Here is a 22,672-nt window from a genome sequence, read left to right as displayed (position 1 = left end):
GAATTTTAAATCTGTTATTTATAGGTAATAGAAAATAGAGAAGGGGAGGCAATTATTAGTTTTCGTACAATCGCAAGCGGTTTCTAACCGTATGAATTTCTTTTTTTAAGGAATCTATTTTTTGTAATAAGTTGAGAACAACATCGATTCCTTCAAGATTTACTTCTAAATCCTGATGCATCCGAATCATTTTTTCCACTTCATATAATGAATCTTGATGAATGTAGGGTGTTTTATCAATAATTTGGATTTCAATAAGCCCCATTTCACTTAAAGTACCAAAGAAGCTTTGCTCCATTTTATAATGAATACATAGGGTATTTACGGGGATAAAATTTTCTATACTCATGGTTTTTTTAGCTTAGCAAGTTCTGTGAATAATTCTTTTTCTTTATCCGTCAGGTTGGTTGGAACTACAATTTGGTAGTTGATGTATAGGTCTCCAAATTGTCCTTCCTTTTTATAAACAGGAAACCCTTTTCCTTTAAGTTTTACTGTAGTACCGTTTTGAGTTCCGGGCGCTACTTTTAGTTTTACTTTTCCATCAAATGTATTTACGGTAATTTCACCTCCTAAAATGGCACTATAAAGATTCAGATCCACATTAGAATAAAGATTGTTCTTGTCGCGTTTAAAATCAGTATGGTTTGATATTGAGAAGGTGATATATAAATCACCTTTTGGTCCACCACCTGCGCCATCGCCACCATGTCCTGTGATTTTTATGACTTGGCCATTTTCTACTCCAGCAGGTATTGTGAGTCGGATATTTTTACCATTAATAGTTAACGTACGTTTGTGTGTGGTGTAAACCTCTTTAAGATCAAGATGTAATTCAGCATTAAAATCCTGTCCTTTAAATTGTGCGCTTTGACGTCCACCACCTCTAGTGCCTCTACCACCAAACATAGATTCAAAAAAATCGGAGTAATCTCCACCTTCAAAACCTCCAAAACCGCCTTGTTGACCACTTCCTTGGTAGTGTTGCTGCTGCCTTTTCGATTTTTCATATTCTTCGGCATGTTGCCAATTTTCACCGTATTCATCATATTTTTTACGATTTTCAGGATTGCTTAATACTTCGTTGGCTTCATTGACTTCTTTAAATTTTATTTCTGCTTGTTTATCGTTTGGATTTAAGTCTGGATGGTATTTACGAGCCATTTTTCGGTAGGCTTTCTTTATTTCCGTCTCCGTTGCTTTTTTATCTATTTCTAATACTTTGTAATAGTCTATAAATGCCATTTTACTTTGTTTTTTTAGAATTACTAATTATAAGTCTTTATGGATTTATGGTATAAAGGTTTACCGAGCAAAGAGAAATTGCTTCTTTCAAATTTAATCAATTTTTACATGATAAATAAGCATAAAATGTTTTATTTCAATCGATTATTTATTTTATATAAGAATTGAAGTTTTAGCTATGGATTAGTTCTATTAAAAGGAATAGCTATTCTTTTTAAGAAATAGCTGTTTTAATTATTTAGAAATCTCTCGATTCGTTTTTCTAAAGTCAACGGGTCTTATTTTAGCCAAATTATAAAAAGTATTACTAAAAGTGGCTAAACTATTATATCCAGATGCATAGGCAATTTCGCTAATAGATAATTCGGTTTGTAATAACTTTTCCATACTGAGAATAATTCGGGTGAGTTTTACATATTGTAGAAAGGATATATCCAAAGTATCTCTAAATAAACGGGAAAGACTACGGCTACTAAAACCAAATAATTTAGCAACATCCTTTAATAGTAATGGTTGGTCAACGTGAAAATGAATGTGTTTTAAAATGGGACTCAATCGTACATTTGTAGTAGTAGGAATAACAACAGGCAGTGGGTTTTTACTGATTTCAGCAATAATAGTACCTAGAGTTTTTATGTATTGGTATTTACTTTTTTCTTTTTCAAAAATATTCTCACTCCAGTTTTCAGTATATAGTATCATCTCCAAAATTAAATTGGAAGCAGGGTAAATTCCCATTTTCGAATAAAATTCATTGTTAGGAAGGATATGAGTTGGGATATAAATATTTCGAATCATACTTACAGATGTTTTTAATTCAATGAAATGTTCCATCTCTGCGGGAATCCATACATAATGTCGGGCTGGTAGGAAATAGGAATTGTCGTTTGTTTTTAAAAAGGCCGCACCCCCTTCAACGTAGGTAAGTTGATGCTTGTTGTGACTGTGCATGTCAAGACGTTCCTCAATCTTTGTATGGTATATATAAGTTGTCTTAGGATATTGATTCACTTTCTGTAAAAATCCAAGCTCTTTTGTCGGTATCATTTGATAAATATTAATTTGGCTCAAATTAACAAATAAATGGCTTAATTAACAAAATAAGACTTAAAAAGATGTCGCAATTTTGCATTTTAATTTAAGAACTAATTATGCACTTTAATTGTTACAAAATAGTAGTACCTGTATTCTTGTTCCCACTGGTGTCCCTACAAGCACAAGAAGTTAGTAAGGATAGTATTCCTATATCATTAGAAAAAGTTTGGAAAAAAGTGTCCACAAACAGCAAAGAGATTAAAATGCACCATTTGCATACCGAGTCGGGAGGGGAAGCTGTAAAAAATGCAAAGAGCAAACAATTGCCAGAAATAGGCTTTAATGCCAACTATGGTAAATTAGCTAATATTCCAATTTTTAATAACGGAGTTTTACACCACCCTGATTACATTCCGTTAGAAGATCATTCTATTTATGGGGCTACTATAGATGCTTATTTTGATATTTATAATGGACATAAGCTCAAAACAAACATTCAAAAAGAAGCGGTGAAGCAAGAGTTATCCCAATATATAGAAGAGGAAACGATTGAGTCTATTCACTATCAAGTGGCTCAAGCGTATTTAAAATTACAACTGTATTTACAATTGGAAAAATTAGTAAAGAAAAATATTTATCAAAATGAAGAACGATTAAATTTAATCGAGAAACTGCATACTGGAGGAGTGGTTTTAAAAAGTGATTTACTTCGAGCGCAACTGCAATTGTCCAAACAGAAAACGGCATTAACGGCTATTCGTAATAATGCACAATTAGCCATGCAGGAATTAAATATTTTCATGGGGGAACCAGATGAGCAAAATTTAAAACCCACAGATAATATAGGTCTTCAGGAAAATCAAAAATTAATGAGCTACGATGATTATATTGACAGTGCCATAAACAAATCACCATTACAGAAGATTGCAAAGCAAAAAGTAGCACTCAGCAAATTAAATATTGAAGGGTTAAAAGCAGATAAATTGCCAAGAATAGGTTTGTTTGGGGATTATAATTATTCGTATCCACAAATTAAGTTATATCCCTATGAAAATGCACCTTACTTATTAGGTGTAGTAGGAGTGAAATTATCTTATTCTATTTCATCTATTTATCATGATGTTCATAAGGAGGAAGAAGCTAAAATAGTATATGAAGAGCAAAAAATAGCACAAGAATATGTGCAAGATAATTTGCGTAAGGATATCAATAAAGCCTACAAACATTATATAGAGGATCAAGAAAAAATTGAAGAACTACAATTGAATGTAAAACAAGCGACAGAGAATTACCGAATTCTCAATCAAACTTATTTTAACCAATTGTCTTTAATTACTGATTTATTGGATGCAGATACTCAATTATTGCAAGCCCAATTCGATCTCATTTCAGCCAAAATATCAGAACAATTACATTATTACGAACTTTTAAAAAATACAGGAGACCTATAATTATGGCTACAATAACAGAAAAACACGAACGTATTGACAGGATAACGGTTAAGATTACCTATAGCATTGCCTCTATAGTATTAATTTTATTGTTAGTTTATGGTGGTTATACACTGGTAAAAATGTATCGATATGAAGAAACTAATGACGCACAAGTAGAAGAATATATAAATCCAATATTGAGCCGTACAACAGGTTTAGTGCAGGAAATTAAATTTAGAGATCATCAAAGAGTTCATAAAGGAGATACCTTGTTTGTGATAGATAAAAATGAAACGCTAATGCAATTACAAGAAGCCGAAGCCATATTGAGTTCAGCAAAAGCTTCTTTGTTGGTATTAGAAAGTAATGCTGTAACGACTACTAGTAGCGCCTCAGTAAGCGAAGCAAGTATTGCCGCATCCAGAGCCAAATTGTGGCAACAAGGACAAGAATTTAATAGATATAAAAAACTATTGGATGAAGAAGCAGTTACACAACAGCATTTTGAAGCCATAAAAACGAGTTTTGAAATAGCAAAATCAGAGTATAAAGCAGTTCAAAATACCTATAAAACGGCTAGAGGGAGAATAAATGATGTCGATTCTCAATTGGCCGTTGCTAAAGCAAATGTGCAGCAGAGAGAAGCAATAGTGGCTAATATAAAACTCAATTTGACTTATGCTGTTATTACCGCTCCCGCAGATGGAATTATGGGTGACAAAACCTTGCAGGTAGGACAATTAATTCAAAAAGGACAAACTTTAGGATTCATTGTAGATCAAGACCAGGGAAAATGGATTGTAGCTAATTTTAAAGAAACTCAAATTGCCAATATGAAAGAAGGGCAGGAGGTAGTGATTAAAGTTGATGCTTATTCAGATGAAACCTATCACGGTAAAATACAGTCGCTTGCGCCAGCTACAGGATCTCGTTTTTCTCTTTTGCCACCAGACAATGCAACAGGAAATTTTGTAAAAATTATTCAACGATTTCCAGTTCGAATTCTTTTGACAGATGCTGTTGCTAAAACAAATAATCTACGTGCAGGGATGAATGCTGAGGTATTGATTCCTAAATTATAATAGTTACATGGATCAGTCATCAAACATATTTAAAAGTTGGGTTCCCAAATGGTTAATTAAAGCGGTTATTTTTTTAGTAATTCTGCCAGCGGTATCCATGTTAGCAGGTTACATTGGAGGAATTAATAGTGCCGCCAGTTATTACGGTCTGGATCCTACTGATATCCAATTCTCCATCGTTTTGTATTATGTTGGAATTGCCAGTTTCTTTCCATTAGAAAGAAGGTTTTTTAGCTATTTTGCTTCCAAAACGTATTTTCTAATGAGTGTTTTATTGTTCACAGCGATCAATTTAGTTTTGTATACTACTAATGACGCCCTACTTTTCTTTATTTTACGATTTTTAGGTGGAGCAGTTACTGTTGCAATGATTGGAATTACATTAAGTTTAATTTTTTCTCAATTTCATTCAGAGCGCTCCAGAGTATTAGGGTATGCTGTTTTTTACGGAACGCTACTTATTTCGAATGCTTTTACATACTTGTTTGATGCTTATGTATTTCAAAACTATGATTTTAATGTAATGTATCTTGCCATTATTTATGTTCAAATTCCAGGAGTATTATTGCTGTTTCTTTGTCTTAAAACAAACATACGTTTGCATAGTAAAAGGTTTCCTTTACATCAATTGGATTGGAAAAGTTTTGTGATTTATAGTTCTCTACTAACAATAATTGCCTATGTTCTTTTGTATGGACAATATTACAATTGGTTTGAAAGCATTCGTATTTGGGTTTGTTTAGGGACAATAATGTTATTACTTGCTACTTTTATTATCATGCAGAAAAACAATAAGCGTCCGTTTATAGATTTAACTATTTACAAATTTAGAAATTTTAGAATAGGTGGAGCACTACTCGTACTGTATTATATTTGTAAAGGAGATTTGAGTGCTGCGAACACATTTCTTTTTAATGATATGGGATTAGATTCGTATCATTATGCTTACATTATGTTTTTTAATGCTTTAGGAATTGTTGTAGGAATTGCATTAACGGCTCGTTTCCTGTTAAGTAAAAGAAATATGCGCTTAATTTGGCTTACAGGATTTGCTTTTTTATTACTCTATCATATTCAAATGTTTTTTATTTTTGGCTCGCAGGCCAATGAAGAAAGTGTTTTATTACCGCTGTTTTTTCAAGGTTTAGGAAATGGAATTTTAATGCTTTCTATCGTTATGTTTACAATTGCATCAGTACCAGAATCCAAAAGTTTTTCTGCCTCATTGAGTGGTGTTTCTTTCCGATTTTTTGCTTTTACTGTAAGTTTAGCGCTAATTTCTTTTATGAATCTGCGACAAGTAAGTGTGCATTATCATGAGTTAGGTAACTCAGTTACTACTTTAAATTATGAATCGAGTAAGCGTTTGCAATTGTATGAAAATGCAGCACTTGCCAACGGAGCTTCGGCAATGAAAGCTAAAGTTTTGGCTAAAAAATTGTTAGGTAAAGCAGTTGCTATTCATACTAATACCTTGTTCGCAAGGGATTACTATTATTTTATGGGGATTGTAATATTTTTCATTATGCTAGGCATCGCATTAATCCCTCATTTTCATTTTCATTTCAGAAAAATTGGAGCTAAAGTAATTCCTATTTAGCAGAACAATGAATTAGGAACTGGTTCCATATTTATTAATTATAGACATTTGTCCAGCATGATAAGCAGTATGGGATACAATTCTTCCTAGGGCTTCAGCTTTTGTCTTTGTGCCAAATTCTGACGTAGTAATAGAGGTATCCCAGTCGGTATCCGTTTGTTTTTCAAGTATAGCTAATAAATTTTGATAGGCATAATGGGAGTATTCTTTTAATTCGGATAGGTTGGTCCATTCACCGGTATCCTTTTTTGTAATTACTGTTTTTGCAATTACTTTAACTTCGCTTGCACCAAATATATTTTTTGTAAAAAGCAACTCAACATCACTAATATGGCGAATAAGAAAACCAAGGCTATTGGGCGAAGTTGCCAATTTCTTTTTCAAATCATTTTCTATAATTAAATCTAATTGCTTTGTAAATCTAGTTCTACCTTCTTGCCATAGCGCAATAAATAACTGAGTTTTTGATTTCATTAAATAAGGGTTTTTTAGTGATTTCAACTTTGTATTGTTGTGATAGGGTCCTAACTTTCCTGAAACGAAAAAAGGGTGTTGAATTGTGAATTTAGTCTAAAATTTTTATTTTGAGAGAGGAAGCGAAATAAAAATAGCCCAATAAAGGGCTTTTCTACTATTATTAGTTGTTCATATTGCTTTTTACATCAGTAATAGTTCTGTTTTTATCATGCGAGCTTTTTGCTTTTCTTTTAAATCAAGAAGGAATGACTTATATCTTATAAACTCATAATCTTTTGGATTGATTTGTAAAACAAAATTTATTTTGCCTAATAAATGTTCGAGAAAATGAACTTGGTCTATTTCTTTGTATTCCCGATGCTCATCAATACCAAATTTCATGATATAATACATGGCTTGTCTTAATTTATTGCGTTTATGGAAAACGACCTGTGGTTTATCATTGACAACAATTCCTGTAACAGTTTGTCTCATGTTTTGTCTCATGAGTTTTGTTTTTTCAACATTGATTTTAAAGCCTATTTTTTGAATGTTTTCAGTTACTTTTTGAAGCAATTTTTTTTCATCAAAATTTCCTGAAAAACTTAAATCATCGGCATAACGGGTATATCTAATTTTATGTTGTTTGCAATATTCAGAAATAGCTTCATCAGTTTCTTTAAAAATTAGGTTGGAGAGATAAGGGCTAGTTGGCGCTCCTTGTGGTAGAAAACCATCTTTAGTACATAGTTGTGATAATAAATTTGAAATACTTTTTGAATAGCCTATTCCCAAAAATATTTGCTCTACACTTTCAATTTTAATTGAGGGAAAAAAATCCACTAAGTCAAGGGTAAATACTTTGAGTTGGTTTTTATGAAATCGTAAGTTCTCTAGAATAGTTACGTGAGGTTTATACGCTTTAGCAAATGGACTTATGGGAGTTTTGTATAAAATGTTTTTTAGAATCCAGTGCTGTATTTCTTTTAAACTAGGCAATGGTTCCGAAATGGCTCTTTTTTTTCCGTTCTTTTTTGTGATTTCAAAATTACGATAAAAGTATTTGGTGTACAATGCGGCTTTTTTTAGATATTCTTTTTTATATCCTACAAGTAAGGATAAATGGGAAGAGTCATAAATAACGGGAACGTTGTTTAAAAAAAGCACTTCGGCATAATCCAAACAGTGGTTTATATTCTGGTTGGAGTAGCCTACTTTTGTAGCTTCTTCTGCGAAAGTTTCTTTATATTGAGCAAAATCCATAGCCTTTAAATCGTTAATGGAGTGAGGACTTTTATGTCACTCACTCCAATTAGGAATACGGGTTTAAAAGGTTCGGAGCTCTGCGGAGAGCCTTTTAAACCCAGTGCTTGAAAAAACATTCAATTACAGAACAGTGACTCACTGCTCCAAAGTTAGCTTAGCCAACGTAATCTTAAAAATAAATCAAAATGACAACTTATTCTGATTTGGAATATAAATGGTTTTTGAATCTAATTTTGGGATTTTACTTTTTAGATCCTTTGTAATCCATTCCTCTTTTTTTTGTTTTACTTTTATATTTGGTTCCATAATATCAAAGTATTTAAAGCATCAATTAAGATGTTTTTAATTTGTAAGTATTATAATATCAAACGATTAATGGGGTGTATCTCTACATAAATTTACAATTTTTTATTTACATTTTAGTATAATCTGTGCAGATTTTTTTTGTTACGACTTAAAATGAAAAGCCTCCAAAACAATTATTTTGGAGGCTTTAATTTTAGATAAAAACAAATTATCTCAATCTAACTTGTTGAAATAATTAGTTCTTTACAAGGTATTTAATATGTTTTATGTTTCCATTAACTACTGTTTTTAGGAAATAGAATCCTCTTCTTAAATCAGCTAATTGTAGATTTACAGTTGATTTTCCTGAAGTAATGTTATGAGATGATTGGCTGACTAATTGTCCAAAGAAATTATAAATTTGAAAATCTACTTTTGCAATAGATGAGCTATTAATTTCCACATTGATTTGGCTTACAAATGGATTTGGAAAAACGTTTACAGCTGTGATTTTTACATCCTCAATTGCTGTATCGCAACTTCCTAAAACGTCACCATGTGCTAAATGAGAGGCAACTGCATTTTCATCAATACATACTGTTTTCCCTTTATGGCAAATTTCAACTTTTGGATTTTTTGAATTAGTACCACAACGTACATCAATTACATTTACTGCTTTTTCGGATACTGATGAGCAACCATTAGCATCTGTAACCGTTAATGTATAAGTTGTTGTTGCGCTTGGACATACATTAATACTGCTTGTCGTAGCTCCATTACTCCATGTATATGAATAAGGTAATATACCTCCAGTTACATTGCCTGCGGTAAGCGTTGTACAAGAAGAATTTGTATACCCGTAATATACAGTTGGTGATTCAGTTTCAGGAATTTCAATTATTGAAGGCTCATTTATAGTAAATGTTGCAACTACTTCATTATTTAAAATATCTTTTACAGTTACACTATAAGTTCCCGCATCAAGATTTGATATAGAGTTTGTGTCGGTAATTTCACCAATATTCCAAGTATAAGTGTATGGTGCAATTCCGCCTGAAACAGATACAGAAGCAGTACCATTAGCTTCGCCATTGCAAGTTATATCTTTTGTATTACTAGCGTCAAGCGTCAATTCTTTTAATTGTAATCTTACTGAAACAGGGAAGTGGTCAGAGGCTGTTTTAGTATAATCGCTCGTGTAAAATTCATAGTGTACTCTTGCTGATTCATTGATGTATAAATCCGCAAGTTCATTTGAAAGTGTAATATGATCAATCATATTTTCATAGGTCACATACGATCTAAATCCTGCTTCACTTAATGTTTTTGTAACTACATTAAAATGGGCACTATCATTTACATAGGCTTCATAACTAGAAACAGTTGTAGGAACATCTGAAACGGTGTAATCTACATCATCGTTATAATCTCCTAGTAATACTAAGTTAGCATCCGGATATTGTGCATTCAAGGTGTCTTTTAAAACTTCTACATCAAACTTACGCATGTCATATTTGCCTTGAGCATCACCACTTGTATTTGCTCTAGCATGAAGGTCAATAATGTTAATTTGTTTTTGGTTACCATTAATAGTAACATTTGCAGTCATCATAAAGGGCAATCTACCACTAGCAAAAAAGCGTGATTTATCAGCATCTGGATAATTTGCAAGTGCAGAAACATCTCCACCATTATAATAAGGATGGATTGTTTGTAATAAAACTTTTGTGCTAACAGGAACAACCGTTTTATTTTTATAAATGAATCCTACTTTTTGTTTAGGACTAGTAAAATCATTTGGGTAGGAAGTTGCTTCAGATAAAACATAACTGTAATCATTCATTTCGCTAACCATTTGAGCAAATAAAACATCATCAGATATTTCTTCTACTGCATAAATATCAGCATCTAATTGTTGCAAAACATTTTTGACTGAGTCTTTTTGTATCGCATCTGAATTCACTTTTCCTGCAGCAGGTGAATTAGTTTCATCACCAAACCACGCCATGTTCCAAGTCGCAATATCTAAAGTTTTGTCTTTTGAAATATTTAAATCACTTCCTGTTTGTTGGTATTTATCGGCACACGGGAAGTCGGTTCTCATTCGTGGTAACAGTTGTTGAGTGGCAAAATAATTTCCCACAACACCTATTATTTCTGAACAATTTTCTGGTTGTGCAAAACCTGTAAGATCAGCAACATCAGCATCAATTCTTAATTGAGCTGTTCCACTTGCATCAGTAATATCAGTGTTTGAATTACCAAACATAATGGCACTAGGCTTAGGGAAAGTCGTATTTTCTATTCTTACTAATTCAGCTGGGTGGTTTATCATTTCACTCAAAGTGATAGTAACCGGCGAAACAGGTTGATTAGGTAATCCGTTATTAGTAACCGCACTCACAGGGCTTATTTGAACTTGTTCGCTGTAAGAGCTTCTAGTTCCTGTAACAGTGATAGAATCTCCTATTTTGAAAAGTCCAGTACCATGTACTGATTTGTCAAAAACTGCTATCGCTCCAGTAACATCTTGTAAGTATGCTGATCCAGCAAATTGGTCTGAAACTGTTAAAACTCCAGTTACAGTTACAATTTCACCATCTGCTTTGCTTCTTGCTTCAGCAATTGGAATTACAACTAAAATATCAGAAGCATCACCAAAAAATTGTCCTTTATTTATAGCTCCAAAAGTAGTATTGGAAGCTTGCCAAGTAAAATCAGCATAGGTATATCCTGCACCTGTTAGTTGTAATGAAGTTCCTAGTACAGCTGTGCTTGCTTCTGCAATACCAATATCTGTACTTGTCATTCCTACAGCAGGACCATTAGTAGCAGTAAAACTACCTTCATAGCTTAAAAATTGTATCACTTTTCCAGTAGCATCGACCAATGCTATTCCATCAGGAGAACCATTTTGCAATCCAGCAATGTTTACAGATACGGTACCATAACCATTTAATTGATCAGGAATACTACCAGATAAATTTCCTATTGGAGTATAGCTTGCTCCACCTGAACCATTATAAGGTATAATACTCCAACCAGTTAAATCAGTTCCGGCATAACCAGCAATTTCAACTGCTTCACCAACATCAGTTCCAGCATTGTCATAATGAATTTCATTGATGAAAACTAAATCACCAAATTTTTGTCCAGTGTTTGGATTTCCAAAAGTGCTTACAGCAGCTTCCCATGTAAAATCTGTATACTGAGTTCCTTTACCAACTAGCTGAAGAGAATTTCCAACAGTGGCAGTACTTGCTTCAGCAATACCAATATCAGTACTTGTCATTCCTGCAGCAGGACCATTAGTTGCAGTAAAACTACCTTCGTAGCTTAAAAACTGAATTACATTATTATTTGCATCTACTAAAGCAATTCCGTCAGGAGAACCATTTTGTAATCCTGCTATAGCTACAGATACAGTACCATATCCGTTTAATTGATTAGGAATAGTCCCTGATAAATTACCTATTGGAGTATAAGAAGCACCTCCATTACCATTGTAAGGGATAATTTTCCATCCTGTTATGTTGGTTCCTGCAGGTCCAGCAATTTCAACTCCTTCTCCAACATCTGTTCCTGCATTGTCGTAATGAATTTCATTGATAAAAATAGCTCCTGCTGGAGTAGGTGTAGTATTGTTTAAGGTTGTTATGCTTACTAAATTACTTGCTTCAGAAGTATTGTCATCTACATCTAATGCTACTACTGTTAAGTTGTAAACGGTAGTAGCCGTTAGACCAGTTAAGGTATAAGTAGTAGCTGTTGTAGCTCCCACTTGAGTATTTCCATTATATATTTCGTATGATACTGCAGAGGTAGCTGCATCCCATGACAAATTAGTCGCGGTTTGTGTGATGTTACTAGCTACCAAATTTGTTGGTGCAGTAAGAGGCTCTGCAACCGTTGAGAATGATTGTCCGTTATTGATGTTTCCATAGCTACTAGTTGTTGAAGTTTGCCATGTAAAATCACTATATTGATTCCCAGATCCTTTCAACTGTAATGATAAACCAACTGCTTCGGTTCCAGCTTGAGAAACACCAATATCCGTGCTTGTCATTCCGATTGCTGGACCATTAGTAGCAGCAAATGAGCCTTCGTAGCTTAAAAACTGAATTGCATTTCCTAAGTTGTTTACTAATGCAAGTCCATCAGGAGCTCCATTTTGTAATCCACTTATGGCTACGAAAACAGTTCCAAATCCATTAGATTGATTCGGAATTACACCGGATAAACTTCCTGCAGGAGTGTACGATGCACCACCATTCCCATTATAAGGAATAATACTCCAACCTGTTAAGTCGGTTCCGGCAGTTCCTGCAATTTCAACACCCTCACCTACATCAGCACCTGCATTATCATAATGAATCTCGTTCATGAAAACAACAGAGGTTGTTGGAGTTGTTGGTGGTGTACCAACTAAAGTTGTTACAGCTACGCTATTACTAGCATCTGAAATGTTTCCAGCCGCATCAAATGCCTTTATGGATAAGGTATAATTTGTATTCGCTGTTAATCCAGTTAAAACATAACTAGCTGTTGATGAAGAAGCAATTTGTACTGACCCATTGTAAATTCGGTAGCCTAAAACACCAACATTATCTGTTGATTGAACCCAAGTTAAAGTTGTTCCAGTTTGGGTTGTATTAGTAGCATATAAAGTTGCTGGAACAGATGGTGCCTCAGTATCTAATTGTACACTTCCATCAAATCTATTTTGAGCTTGTGGTCCTCCCCAAATTGCTGTTGCAAAAGCGGGATTGTCAATAAAAGGGTTTCTATTTCCTTGAACTCCTTCTAATATTGTATTTCTATTGATTTCTACTTGAGAAACAGGGTCTTCAACATTCCATTCTAATAGAATATCAGCCATATCAGCACTGTAGTTTTGTGAACTGATGGTCACGGCACTAGGAAGACATTGAGCACCATAATGCAAGTGCAGGTACATAATCATACGGGCAACATCGCCTTTCCATTCGTCCCCTGGATACCAAGCATTATTAACTAATTTAGCATTTCCTGAACCATCACCAAATGGATAGTTGTTTCTCGTTGCATTCAAGGTTACATCAGCCGCTCGTAAATGATGTGCATCACTTCCAGGACCGTCAGTGCCCAAATTTGGATTTCCTAGTGATTTAGCAAAAACATGCTCTCTATTCCAATCTCCTTGGTTACCACCGTTTTGATCTTTAGAACGAGTTCGGTCATTTGTAACATCAGAATCACTGTCATTATAACCATAAATCAATAGAACTTTTGTTGGATCATTTGGATCTAAATCAGTTTGTTTTAATGCATCCCAAATCCCAGGTGTGTACGTCAAATTTGTGGTGTGGGTAGTGATGATTAAGTTTGAAAGACTTGTTTTTAGCGCATCTCCTGTTTGGCTAATGTTCGTTCCATTATAATAGGTAGGAACTTGAGCAAAGGAAATAGCACTTAAAAAACTAAATACAGCTATAAGAAAGAACTGCCTGTTTAAGTAAAAATGCTTCATAATTGTTATTTAATTTATTGGAAAGTAAATATATACATATTTGAGTTTTTACATGTTTAATACTATTAACAAATTGTTAAAATTATTAACAAAAAGACAAAAAATCTATACGATTATTTAACAAATAAGTTGAAACGATTATAATAGTGAAAAATTTTATGTTAATTTAACGTGGCAGTTTTAGGGATTAATAATATTTTTTAAACTTTTTATTTGGGAAATAGGTAACAAAATTAAGAATGAACCTGGCGGTCCAGTAGGATAAATAATTTTTTAAACGGGAAATCATTGTTCCTTTTTTTAATGATTTAGGTGTTATTCTATGGCTTTGTGAAATGATTTCATCTAGATGGTCTTGAAATGTATTTGAAAATGGGATGGATTTGATTTCAACATTCATTTCTAAACTTCCATAGCAACTTAAATTATTAAGATTGAAGGAACCAATAGTTGTCCAGTGATGGTCTACAATTGCTGCTTTTCCATGAAGTATTGTTTTATTCCATTCATAGACTTCGATGTTATGATCAAGTAGAGTTGAGTAAATATGATAAGTAGCCCGTCTAGATAAAGGAACATCAGATTTTCCAGATAAAATTAGTCGTATTTTGACTTTGTTTTTTGATGCTTTTTTTAGTGCATTATAAAGTTTTTGACCTGGCAAAAAATAACTCCCTACTATGGTAATTTCTTTTTGGGCAAGAGTAAAGGCATTTATATAAGCATCATATATTTCATTTTTACTTTTCAGCCAATCATTTTGAATGATCCTCACCACTGTTTCTTCACCAGAACTAAACACAGATTCAATTCTTCTTTTAAAGAAATATTTTTTCTTAAAGAATAAGTCTCGGCAAAGTAATTGTAGTTTTTTGGCAATTTTTATGTCATTTATTTGAACTGAATAATCAAGCCACGCTTTGTTTTCTTTCGATCCTATATATTTGTCAGCTATATTAATTCCTCCAATTAACACTACAAGATCATCAAAAACCACAACTTTATGGTGTAATCTTCGACCAATATATAAGGAACTTAAGGAGAGAAAAGGGGAGAAAAAACGAAAGTGTATGCCTATTGCAATCAGTTCATCAACAAGCTCTTTTGGAAAAGAAAAAGAACCAAAACCATCTAATAAAATATAAACTCGAACTCTACGTTTAGCTGCCTTTTTTAATTCTTCCAATATTTTATTTCCAATGTGATCATCTTTGAATATATAGTATTGTAAATGAATTTCATATTTGGCTTCTTGGATTAGGTGTTCTAAACGTAAAAAATAATCGGTTCCACTGTGAACTAATTCGACTTTCTTTAATTCGTTTTTAGCGTAATCATTATACAGCATAAGCAGTTTTTTGTTTTACTTCTTTTATTAAAATAAACTCTAAGAGATTCTCTGTGTCCAATGTTCCTACTAGCTTATTATTTTCCATGACCAACATTAAATTGGATTTGTTGTGGTAAACCAACTCAAAAATGTCTCCCAGAAGCGTGTCAATATTTAGGAAAACTAAGTTTTTGTTCATGGCATTGATAATGGGAGTATTTTCTCCACTTCTTGAAAGAGCTATTATAATTTGGTCTCTATTTAATGTTCCTACGGGTTCATCATTATCCGTTATTAGAAAGATTTTAGACTGACTGTCCAGTAGTAATGATATAGCACTTTTTATGGGTTCATAAGCGTCAATTGTTTGGTATTGTTTCATAAGTACATCTCGAACGGTATATCCTTTAAGTAGGTATTTTGATGCTGTGTATTCAGTCTCCATTTGTGCTCCCATGATGACAAAAAAGCCTATGAAAATTAAAAACGGATTTGAAAAAAAACCTAAAAATATAAAGCCCATTGCTAATAGTTGTCCTATTCGGGCTGCAATTTTGGTAGCAGTATGTCTTTGAAATTTAAATGCCAAAATAGCTCTTAAAATGCGTCCGCCATCCATAGGAAATGCTGGAATTAAATTGAATAAGGCTAATGCGATATTGACAATTAAGAAGTTCAAAAAGAAATTATCAGCATTTATACCTACAGATAATTGAGCCATAAGGACTTCTTCATTTTCGGGTATTGCAACAAAAAAACTCGTTATTAACGCCAAAAAAAGATTGACCATAGGACCAGCAAATGCCACAATTAATTCTTCTATTGGTTTTTCTGGAAGTTTCTCTAATCGTGCCAATCCTCCAATGGGAAGTAGTGTAATATCTTTGGTTTTTATTCCATATCTTTTTGCAGCTATGGCATGTCCCAATTCATGTAAAACAACGGTTAAAAAAATGGTTAGAATAAATGCAATTGACCACATGATCTGAACTGCTTTATATCCTGAACGATAATTCATGAAAATAATAAACGCAAGCAGCAATGAAAATGTCCAATGAACGAACAAATCAATTCCTGCTACTTTTCCAAGTTTAAATGATCCTTTCATTTTCTTTTTTTTTGATGCTATCAAATAGCATAATTACAAAAAACGTGTAAATGTTTAAAAATCAAAAATATAGGTATTTTATTCGAAAGGAGATTGGGGATAATTGCCTTACTAATTTACAACTTTTTTTTGAAGAAAAGTTCGAAATATTTATTTAAGAATGGATTTGTTTTAATGATAATAGCTATTTTTTGAGAAACTCTTTTTTTCAGAGTCATTTGGATTTATTTTCTTTCTGCGAATGATCCATTTATTAATTTCTACAGCCCAAAATACAAGACTAGATGCTAAAATTGAAGCAACTAATTCATATAGGGTAAGCGGTTGTGTTTTAAAAACGTGGTTAAGAAAAGGAGTGTAGATAAGTGCTAGTTGCAATGCTACTGTAAAAATCAATACCATTAAAAGCATCTTGTTTGAAAAGAAACCAATTTTAAAAAGAGAATTTTTCTCGGAACGAATTGCCATGACATGTCCCAACTGACTAAAACAAAGCACTGTAAAAGCAATTGTACGCCAATGTGAACTGTGAGATTGTATAGCCCAAGCCTGCATTCCTAGTGTTATTGTGGCCATCAAAAAACCGACCCAAACAATATGTAGTACCATTCCTCTTGAGAATACAGACTCACTTGGTCTTCTGGGTGGACGTTTCATAATGTTTGATTCAGGAGGTTCAGATGCTAGTGCTAATCCGGGTAATCCATCGGTTACAAGATTGATCCATAAAATATGGATGGCAAAGAGTGGGATGGGTAATCCAAAAAATGGCGCTAGAAATAAGGTAGTTATCTCACCAAAATTCCCAGTAAGAATGTATTTAATAAATTTTAAAATAGTATCATAGATCATTCGGCCATGTTTAACGGCTACAATAATTGTAGCATAATTGTCATCAAGTAATATCATATCTGCGGCTTCTTTGGCCACTTCGGTTCCCATAATTCCCATTGCAATTCCTATATCGGCATTTTTAAGTGCAGGAGCATCATTAATTCCATCACCAGTCATTGCAATTATTTGGTTATTAGCTTGTAAAGCTTTGATGATTTTTAATTTTTGTTCTGGATTTACTCTAGCATATACCCGCACTTTTTTTACAATAGTTTCAAACTCTTTTTCAGATAATAAAGAAAGTGTATTGCCACTCAAAGCAATATCTTCTTTAGATGAGATAATTCCTAATTGTTTGGCTATTGCCACTGCTGTAATTGTATGATCACCTGTAATCATTACTGGTATAATTCCTGCTTCTTTGCATCCTTGAATTGCATATTTGACTTCTTCTCTTGGTGGGTCAATTATCCCTATGATGCCAATAAAGGTTAATGCAGATTCTATTTCGTTAATGTTTAATTCAATGGGAATTTTTTTTATTTCTTTTATGGCAAAACCCAGTACACGGTAGCCTTTATTTGCTATTTCATTGGCCTTCAATTCAAAGTTTTGAACATATGGCTTCTGGCTATACGCTATTTTATTCAATAATACATCAACGGCTCCTTTTGTTATAACGAGTATTCCTTTTTCGGTTTTATGCAGGGTTGTCATGCATTTTCTAGATGCGTCAAAAGGAATTTCGGTAACTCTGGGGAATTTTATTTCTAATTCGGTTTTTTCAATCCCTTGTTCTAATGCATATTGTACCAATGCCACTTCGGTAGAATCACCCAGCCATTTTCCTGTATCAATTTTTGAAACATCATTATTTAACGCCATTGCATTGTAGAACATTTCATTTTCATGAAAAGAACTGCTTAGTTCTGTATTGGGAGTTTTATAAATTTCGGCGACCATCATTTTATTCATGGTCAGCGTTCCCGTTTTATCTGAACAGATATAAGTTACAGAACCGAGGGTTTCCACAGTAGGCAGTTTCCGAATAAGCGCATTGTTTTTTACCAGTTTTTTGGCACCAAGTGCCAATGTAATTGTGATAAGTGCGGGTAATGCTTCTGGAAGTGCAGCAACTGCAAGCGAAATAGATATTAACAACATATGTAATGGAGCTTCACCATTTATCCAGCCAATTATAAAAATAAGGATACAAATCAGGAGAATTATAAGAAATAATCGTTTGCCAAAAGCTGCCAATTTTTTTTGCAATGGTGTGATTAAATCGTCTTTTTGAATCATTTTGGCAATTTTACCCAGTTCCGTGTGCATTCCGGTTGCTGTGACATACGCCTTTCCACGTCCGTTTGTTATAAATGTTCCTTTGAATCCCATATTGATTTGATCACCAAGCGCATATTCTCCATTAGATAATTTATTTTTATTTTTTTCAACGTTTTGTGATTCTCCAGTAAGTGTTGATTCATCTACTTTAATTTGATGTGTTTCAAAAAAACGAACATCAGCTGGGATACTGTTTCCCGTTTCAAGTAAAACTACATCACCTGGAACAAGATTTTTGGTTTGTATTTCATGAACGATTCCTGATCTCATGACTCTGGCATGACTTGGAACCATGTTTCTTAAGGCTTGAATTGCTTTTTCGGCTCGGTATTCTTGAATAAAACCTATGATTCCGTTAATAAAAAGAATAGCAATAATTATTAAGGTATCTGTAATTTCCCCGATAATTCCTGATAGTACAGCCACTAAAGCAAGAATAAGAATCATAAAATCAGAAAGTTGATGTAGCAACAGTTGTAAAACCGTTTTCTTTTTGGCATCTTCAATTTGATTTTTCCCATTTTTTTCCAAACGTTTTGAGGCGATAGACACATCAATACCCAATGGACTTGTCTCTAACAATTGAGTAACTTTGGTAATGGGAAGTAAATGCCAATTCATTAGAAGTAATTTTTAAGTATTTTTTCGAATTTACTGACTTCATTTCCTATCATTAGGGTTCAAGTTCATTTTCAGAAGTATCATTGTATGCCCAGGCATTAAAATTTGCTATCGTAGTATTTGCAATACCTTGCAATGCTTCATTAGTTAAAAACCCTTGATGTCCCGTAATTAACACATTGGGCAGTGAGCGAAGTATGGTGTACATATGGTCATTATTCTTTTTATTAACATGGTTTTTAAAAAAAATAGGCCTTTCTTTTTCATAAACATCAAGACCGGCAGCAGCTACAATTCCTTTGTTTATAGCCTGTATTAAATCCTCCGTATTTACAATTTTTCCTCGAGCGGTATTAATAAAAAACACTCCTTTTTTCATTTGATTAAAAAGCGATTTATTAAACATATATTTAGAACTGGTATTCAAAGGACAATGAATGGATATGATATCAGCATTTTGACACAGCATTTCTAAGGTGGAATACTTGATATTGATTTGCTGAATGAGTTCCTGATTTATTATGGGATCATAACACAAAAGGTCACAACCAAAGCCGTGCATTATTTTAGCAAAAGCGCTACCTGTTTTTCCGGTTCCAATGATTCCAACTGTCTTTTCATGTAAATCAAAACCCAATAAATTATCCAGTCGGTAATCTCCCATTTCCATTAATTTCTGACCCAGTACTATTTTTCTATTCAAAGCCAACAATAAAGTTACGGCATGCTCGGCAATAGAAAAAGGGGAGTATGCAGGAACATTTGCCACTTTTATTCCTAGTGCTCTGGCTTTTTTTAAATCAATATGATCGTGACCTACCGAGCGTAAGGCAATATACTTTATCCCAAAATGGTACAGTTTTTCTAATATGGGTGTACTGGCAAAATCTGAAGTAAAAAGAGAGATGCCTTCAAAGCCTTCAGAAAGAGCAACTGTATCTTCGTTTAAATTCTCAGAAGTATAAACCAATTCCAGTTTACCATGTATAGCTTTTTCTATAAATGGTTTTTCGAATTCAAAGGTGCTGTACATTAATATTTTCATGATTTTGTTTTTTAATTTATTTCAAAAAAGTATTTACTTGGGCTTCATTTTTTTAGTTACATAAAAAAGTAAATCTCTTAAATGAGCTACTTCTCCGTAATCCTGTTCGGGAATTTCAATGCCCAACTTTTTGTTTAAAGCCACGATAAACTGCAACCAGTCAAATGAATCGATACTTAATATTTCTTGTATATTATCATTTTCTTTCAATTCATCAGGGTCTGTATCTGGGGCAATATTTTTTAATAAGGTAATGATGGTCTTTTTGATTTCTTGCTCATTCATAAGTTTTCAGGATTTTGTAAATGCTTATTTATTGTTTGTAAAAACCTGCTGCCAGTTAATCCATCTGTTGCGCGATGATCTCCTGCCAAGGTTACAGAAACGGTTGATCGAATGCCAATCATTCCATTTTCGGCAAAAGGATATTCAGCTATAGCTCCAAAACCAATAATTGCCACTTGTGGTGGATAAATGATGCCATAAACACTATCAGCTCCACCTTCACCAATGTTAGTAATTGTAATAGTGGAGTCACTCAAATCAGAACTACGTAATTTTAATGCTCTTGCTCTGGGAATTATATCGTTTAATGTTTCCATAATCTCGTCACAGTTTTTCAAATCCACTTCATGAAGTGCAGGAACCATAATCCCTCCAGTTCGTAAGGCAACTACAAAACCAATATTAATATCTTTTTTGGGTTGTAAACCATTATCCCAAATAGCATTTAAATCTGGAAAATCTTTCAAGGATTGAGCCACTGCTTTAAGGAATAAAACTACGGGCAACAATCGCTGCTCTACTGCTCGGTTCTTGTTTAATTCTTTTAGCCAAGACAATGTTTTTGTAACATCTATCTTTTTTTCTAGATAATAATGCGGAATTTCTCTGTTCGATTTACTCATAGCGGCTGCTGTTGCTGCTCGAATAGCTACAGTTTGCACATTGGATTTATCAGTTAAAATAGCAGTTTTTGGCTGTTTATTTTGCAAAATGAACTGCTCTACATCTTCTCTAGTAATTGCTCCTTCTGGCCCGGTTCCTTTAATTTGCGATAGAGATATATTATTTTCCTCGGCTATTCTTCTGGCTAGTGGAGACGCTTTTATAGCCATTCTAATTTCTTCTTTGACTGGTATTTGAGCTGTTGTTTTTTCTTCTATTGGTTGTAAATCAATTCCTTTTTCTTTAATAATTTTTTCTTCATTTTGATCTAAAGCTGTTTTACTGGATTGAATCAATGCCATGACGGTTCCTATGGGTACTTTACTGCCTTCTTTAACCAGTAATTCAGATACGGTCCCTTCATCAAAAACTTCAATTTCAATGAGCCCTTTTTGTGTTTCTACTTCGGCAATTATATCGCCACGCTGTACTTTATCGCCCGGTTTTATTTTCCATTCGATCAAAGTCCCGTCTTCCATATCTGCACCTAAACTGGGCATTTGAAATTTAATCATGATGTATCATTTTTTTGACAGCATTAATAATATCATTTTTTTGAGGGATTGATGCTTCCTCCAAATGCGCAGGGTAGGGAATGGGAACTTCAACACCACAAAGTCGTTCTACAGGAGCATCCAATTCATAAAATACTTTTTCCATTATCCGTGAAGAAACCTCTGAAGAAATACTTATAGAACGCCAGGCTTCTTCTACAATAATTGCCCGATGTGTTTTTGAAACTGAAGCCAGAAAAGTCTCTTCATCCAAAGGACGTAAAACCCGTAAATCAATGACTTCTGCATCAATTCCCATTGTGGCTAAGTCCGATGCAGCATCCAAACATTTATAGACTCCAGATCCATAAGTAATAAGAGTAACATCTTTACCTTCTCGAATTATTTTTGAAGCATTAATATTTACAGGACTCGTTTCCGTATTTATTTCTTTTTCTAAATTTAGCATGGCGGTGTATTCAAATAGTAAAACAGGATCAGGACTTTGAAGCGCTGTGCGCAACATGTTTCTGGCATCTTCATGAGTACCCACAGATAATACAATTAAACCTGGTATATGGGCATATAATGGTTCCCAACTGTGTGAATGTTGTGCAGCTAATTGTCTGCCAATTCCACAACCTATTCGTATTACTATAGGTACATTTATTTGGCCACCTGACATATGTGATAAAGTGGCCGCATTATTGACAATTTGATCCATGGCCAAAAGGCTAAAATTAATTGTCATCAGTTCTATAATGGGTTTCATGCCCGCGATTGCCGAACCTATTCCTGCACCTACAAAACCAGCCTCGGAAAGCGGTGTATCCATGATACGATCTTCACCAAATTCCTGTAAAAAACCTTTACTCACAGCAAATGCCCCTCCATATCGACCTACATCTTCTCCCATCAAGAAAACACGCTCGTCATTTTGTAGTGCTTCGCGTAGCCCTTGTTTCAATGCTTCACGATAGGTGATTTTTCTATTTTCGGTGGTATTTTGCATTTGATTTGCGTTTAATTAAAAATGG

General features: G+C 33.7%; 16 protein-coding genes. 3 read left to right on the top strand and 13 right to left on the bottom strand.

What is annotated here, in order from left to right; all coding sequences use genetic code 11:
* Positions 1–55: 55 nt before the first annotated feature.
* The 3 genes from AB3G36_RS15505 to AB3G36_RS15495 form a co-directional block, all read right to left on the bottom strand.
* Positions 56–349, bottom strand: a complete 294-nt coding sequence (locus AB3G36_RS15505) for a chaperone modulator CbpM (RefSeq protein WP_367754229.1) — start codon at positions 347–349, stop codon at positions 56–58.
* The gene (locus tag AB3G36_RS15500) at positions 346–1,245 is read right to left on the bottom strand and encodes a DnaJ C-terminal domain-containing protein (protein WP_367754227.1); all 900 of its coding nucleotides are present in this window, start codon (positions 1,243–1,245) and stop codon (positions 346–348) included. The genes AB3G36_RS15505 and AB3G36_RS15500 overlap by 4 nt, the downstream gene beginning before the upstream one ends.
* A 234-nt stretch (positions 1,246–1,479) precedes the next feature.
* Positions 1,480–2,292 (bottom strand): AraC family transcriptional regulator, encoded by an 813-nt coding sequence (locus AB3G36_RS15495; protein WP_367754225.1) that lies wholly within the window; start codon positions 2,290–2,292, stop codon positions 1,480–1,482.
* Positions 2,293–2,396: 104 nt separating this feature from the next.
* Between AB3G36_RS15495 and AB3G36_RS15490 the strand changes: the two genes are divergently transcribed.
* The 3 genes from AB3G36_RS15490 to AB3G36_RS15480 are packed head-to-tail and all read left to right on the top strand — an operon-like array spanning position 2,397 to position 6,395.
* Positions 2,397–3,731 (top strand): TolC family protein, encoded by a 1,335-nt coding sequence (locus AB3G36_RS15490; protein ID WP_367754223.1) that lies wholly within the window; start codon positions 2,397–2,399, stop codon positions 3,729–3,731.
* 2 nt (positions 3,732–3,733) lie between these two features.
* Entirely contained in the window at positions 3,734–4,795 is a 1,062-nt protein-coding gene (locus tag AB3G36_RS15485) for an HlyD family secretion protein (RefSeq protein WP_367754221.1), read from the top strand.
* A 7-nt stretch (positions 4,796–4,802) separates the two neighbouring features.
* Complete coding sequence (locus AB3G36_RS15480) at positions 4,803–6,395, top strand: MFS transporter (protein ID WP_367754219.1); 1,593 nt, start codon at positions 4,803–4,805, stop codon at positions 6,393–6,395.
* Positions 6,396–6,407: 12 nt separating this feature from the next.
* On the opposite strand, the gene AB3G36_RS15475 is transcribed toward AB3G36_RS15480, so the two are convergent.
* From AB3G36_RS15475 to AB3G36_RS15430, 10 genes are all read right to left on the bottom strand, one after another.
* On the bottom strand, positions 6,408–6,869 hold the full coding sequence (locus AB3G36_RS15475) for a DinB family protein (protein ID WP_367754217.1): 462 nt from the start codon (positions 6,867–6,869) through the stop codon (positions 6,408–6,410).
* A 183-nt stretch (positions 6,870–7,052) separates the two neighbouring features.
* Entirely contained in the window at positions 7,053–8,114 is a 1,062-nt protein-coding gene (locus AB3G36_RS15470; RefSeq protein WP_367754215.1) for a retron St85 family RNA-directed DNA polymerase, read from the bottom strand.
* A gap of 544 nt (positions 8,115–8,658) precedes the next feature.
* On the bottom strand, positions 8,659–13,911 hold the full coding sequence (locus AB3G36_RS15465) for an endonuclease (protein WP_367754213.1): 5,253 nt from the start codon (positions 13,909–13,911) through the stop codon (positions 8,659–8,661).
* Positions 13,912–14,098: 187 nt separating this feature from the next.
* Positions 14,099–15,259, bottom strand: a complete 1,161-nt coding sequence (locus AB3G36_RS15460) for a phosphatidylserine/phosphatidylglycerophosphate/cardiolipin synthase family protein (RefSeq protein WP_367754211.1) — start codon at positions 15,257–15,259, stop codon at positions 14,099–14,101.
* Positions 15,249–16,349, bottom strand: a complete 1,101-nt coding sequence (locus tag AB3G36_RS15455) for a M50 family metallopeptidase (RefSeq protein ID WP_367754210.1) — start codon at positions 16,347–16,349, stop codon at positions 15,249–15,251. The genes AB3G36_RS15460 and AB3G36_RS15455 overlap by 11 nt, the downstream gene beginning before the upstream one ends.
* Positions 16,350–16,520: 171 nt before the next feature.
* Positions 16,521–19,148: a cation-translocating P-type ATPase gene (locus tag AB3G36_RS15450; RefSeq protein ID WP_367754208.1), complete on the bottom strand. Its 2,628-nt coding sequence runs from the start codon at positions 19,146–19,148 to the stop codon at positions 16,521–16,523.
* A gap of 52 nt (positions 19,149–19,200) precedes the next feature.
* Positions 19,201–20,193, bottom strand: a complete 993-nt coding sequence (locus AB3G36_RS15445) for a 2-hydroxyacid dehydrogenase (RefSeq protein WP_367754206.1) — start codon at positions 20,191–20,193, stop codon at positions 19,201–19,203.
* Positions 20,194–20,226: 33 nt separating this feature from the next.
* Positions 20,227–20,478, bottom strand: a complete 252-nt coding sequence (locus AB3G36_RS15440) for an acyl carrier protein (protein ID WP_367754205.1) — start codon at positions 20,476–20,478, stop codon at positions 20,227–20,229.
* Entirely contained in the window at positions 20,475–21,656 is a 1,182-nt protein-coding gene (locus AB3G36_RS15435) for a dihydrolipoamide acetyltransferase family protein (protein ID WP_367754203.1), read from the bottom strand. Before AB3G36_RS15435 ends, AB3G36_RS15440 begins: the two co-directional genes overlap by 4 nt.
* Positions 21,649–22,647: an alpha-ketoacid dehydrogenase subunit beta gene (locus tag AB3G36_RS15430; RefSeq protein WP_367754201.1), complete on the bottom strand. Its 999-nt coding sequence runs from the start codon at positions 22,645–22,647 to the stop codon at positions 21,649–21,651. The genes AB3G36_RS15435 and AB3G36_RS15430 overlap by 8 nt, the downstream gene beginning before the upstream one ends.
* Positions 22,648–22,672 lie beyond the last annotated feature (25 nt).

Origin of the sequence: Flavobacterium sp. WC2430 (genome assembly GCF_040822075.1) — a bacterium.
Lineage (GTDB): Bacteria > Bacteroidota > Bacteroidia > Flavobacteriales > Flavobacteriaceae > Flavobacterium.
This window is presented reverse-complemented; position numbering and strand designations above follow the sequence as displayed.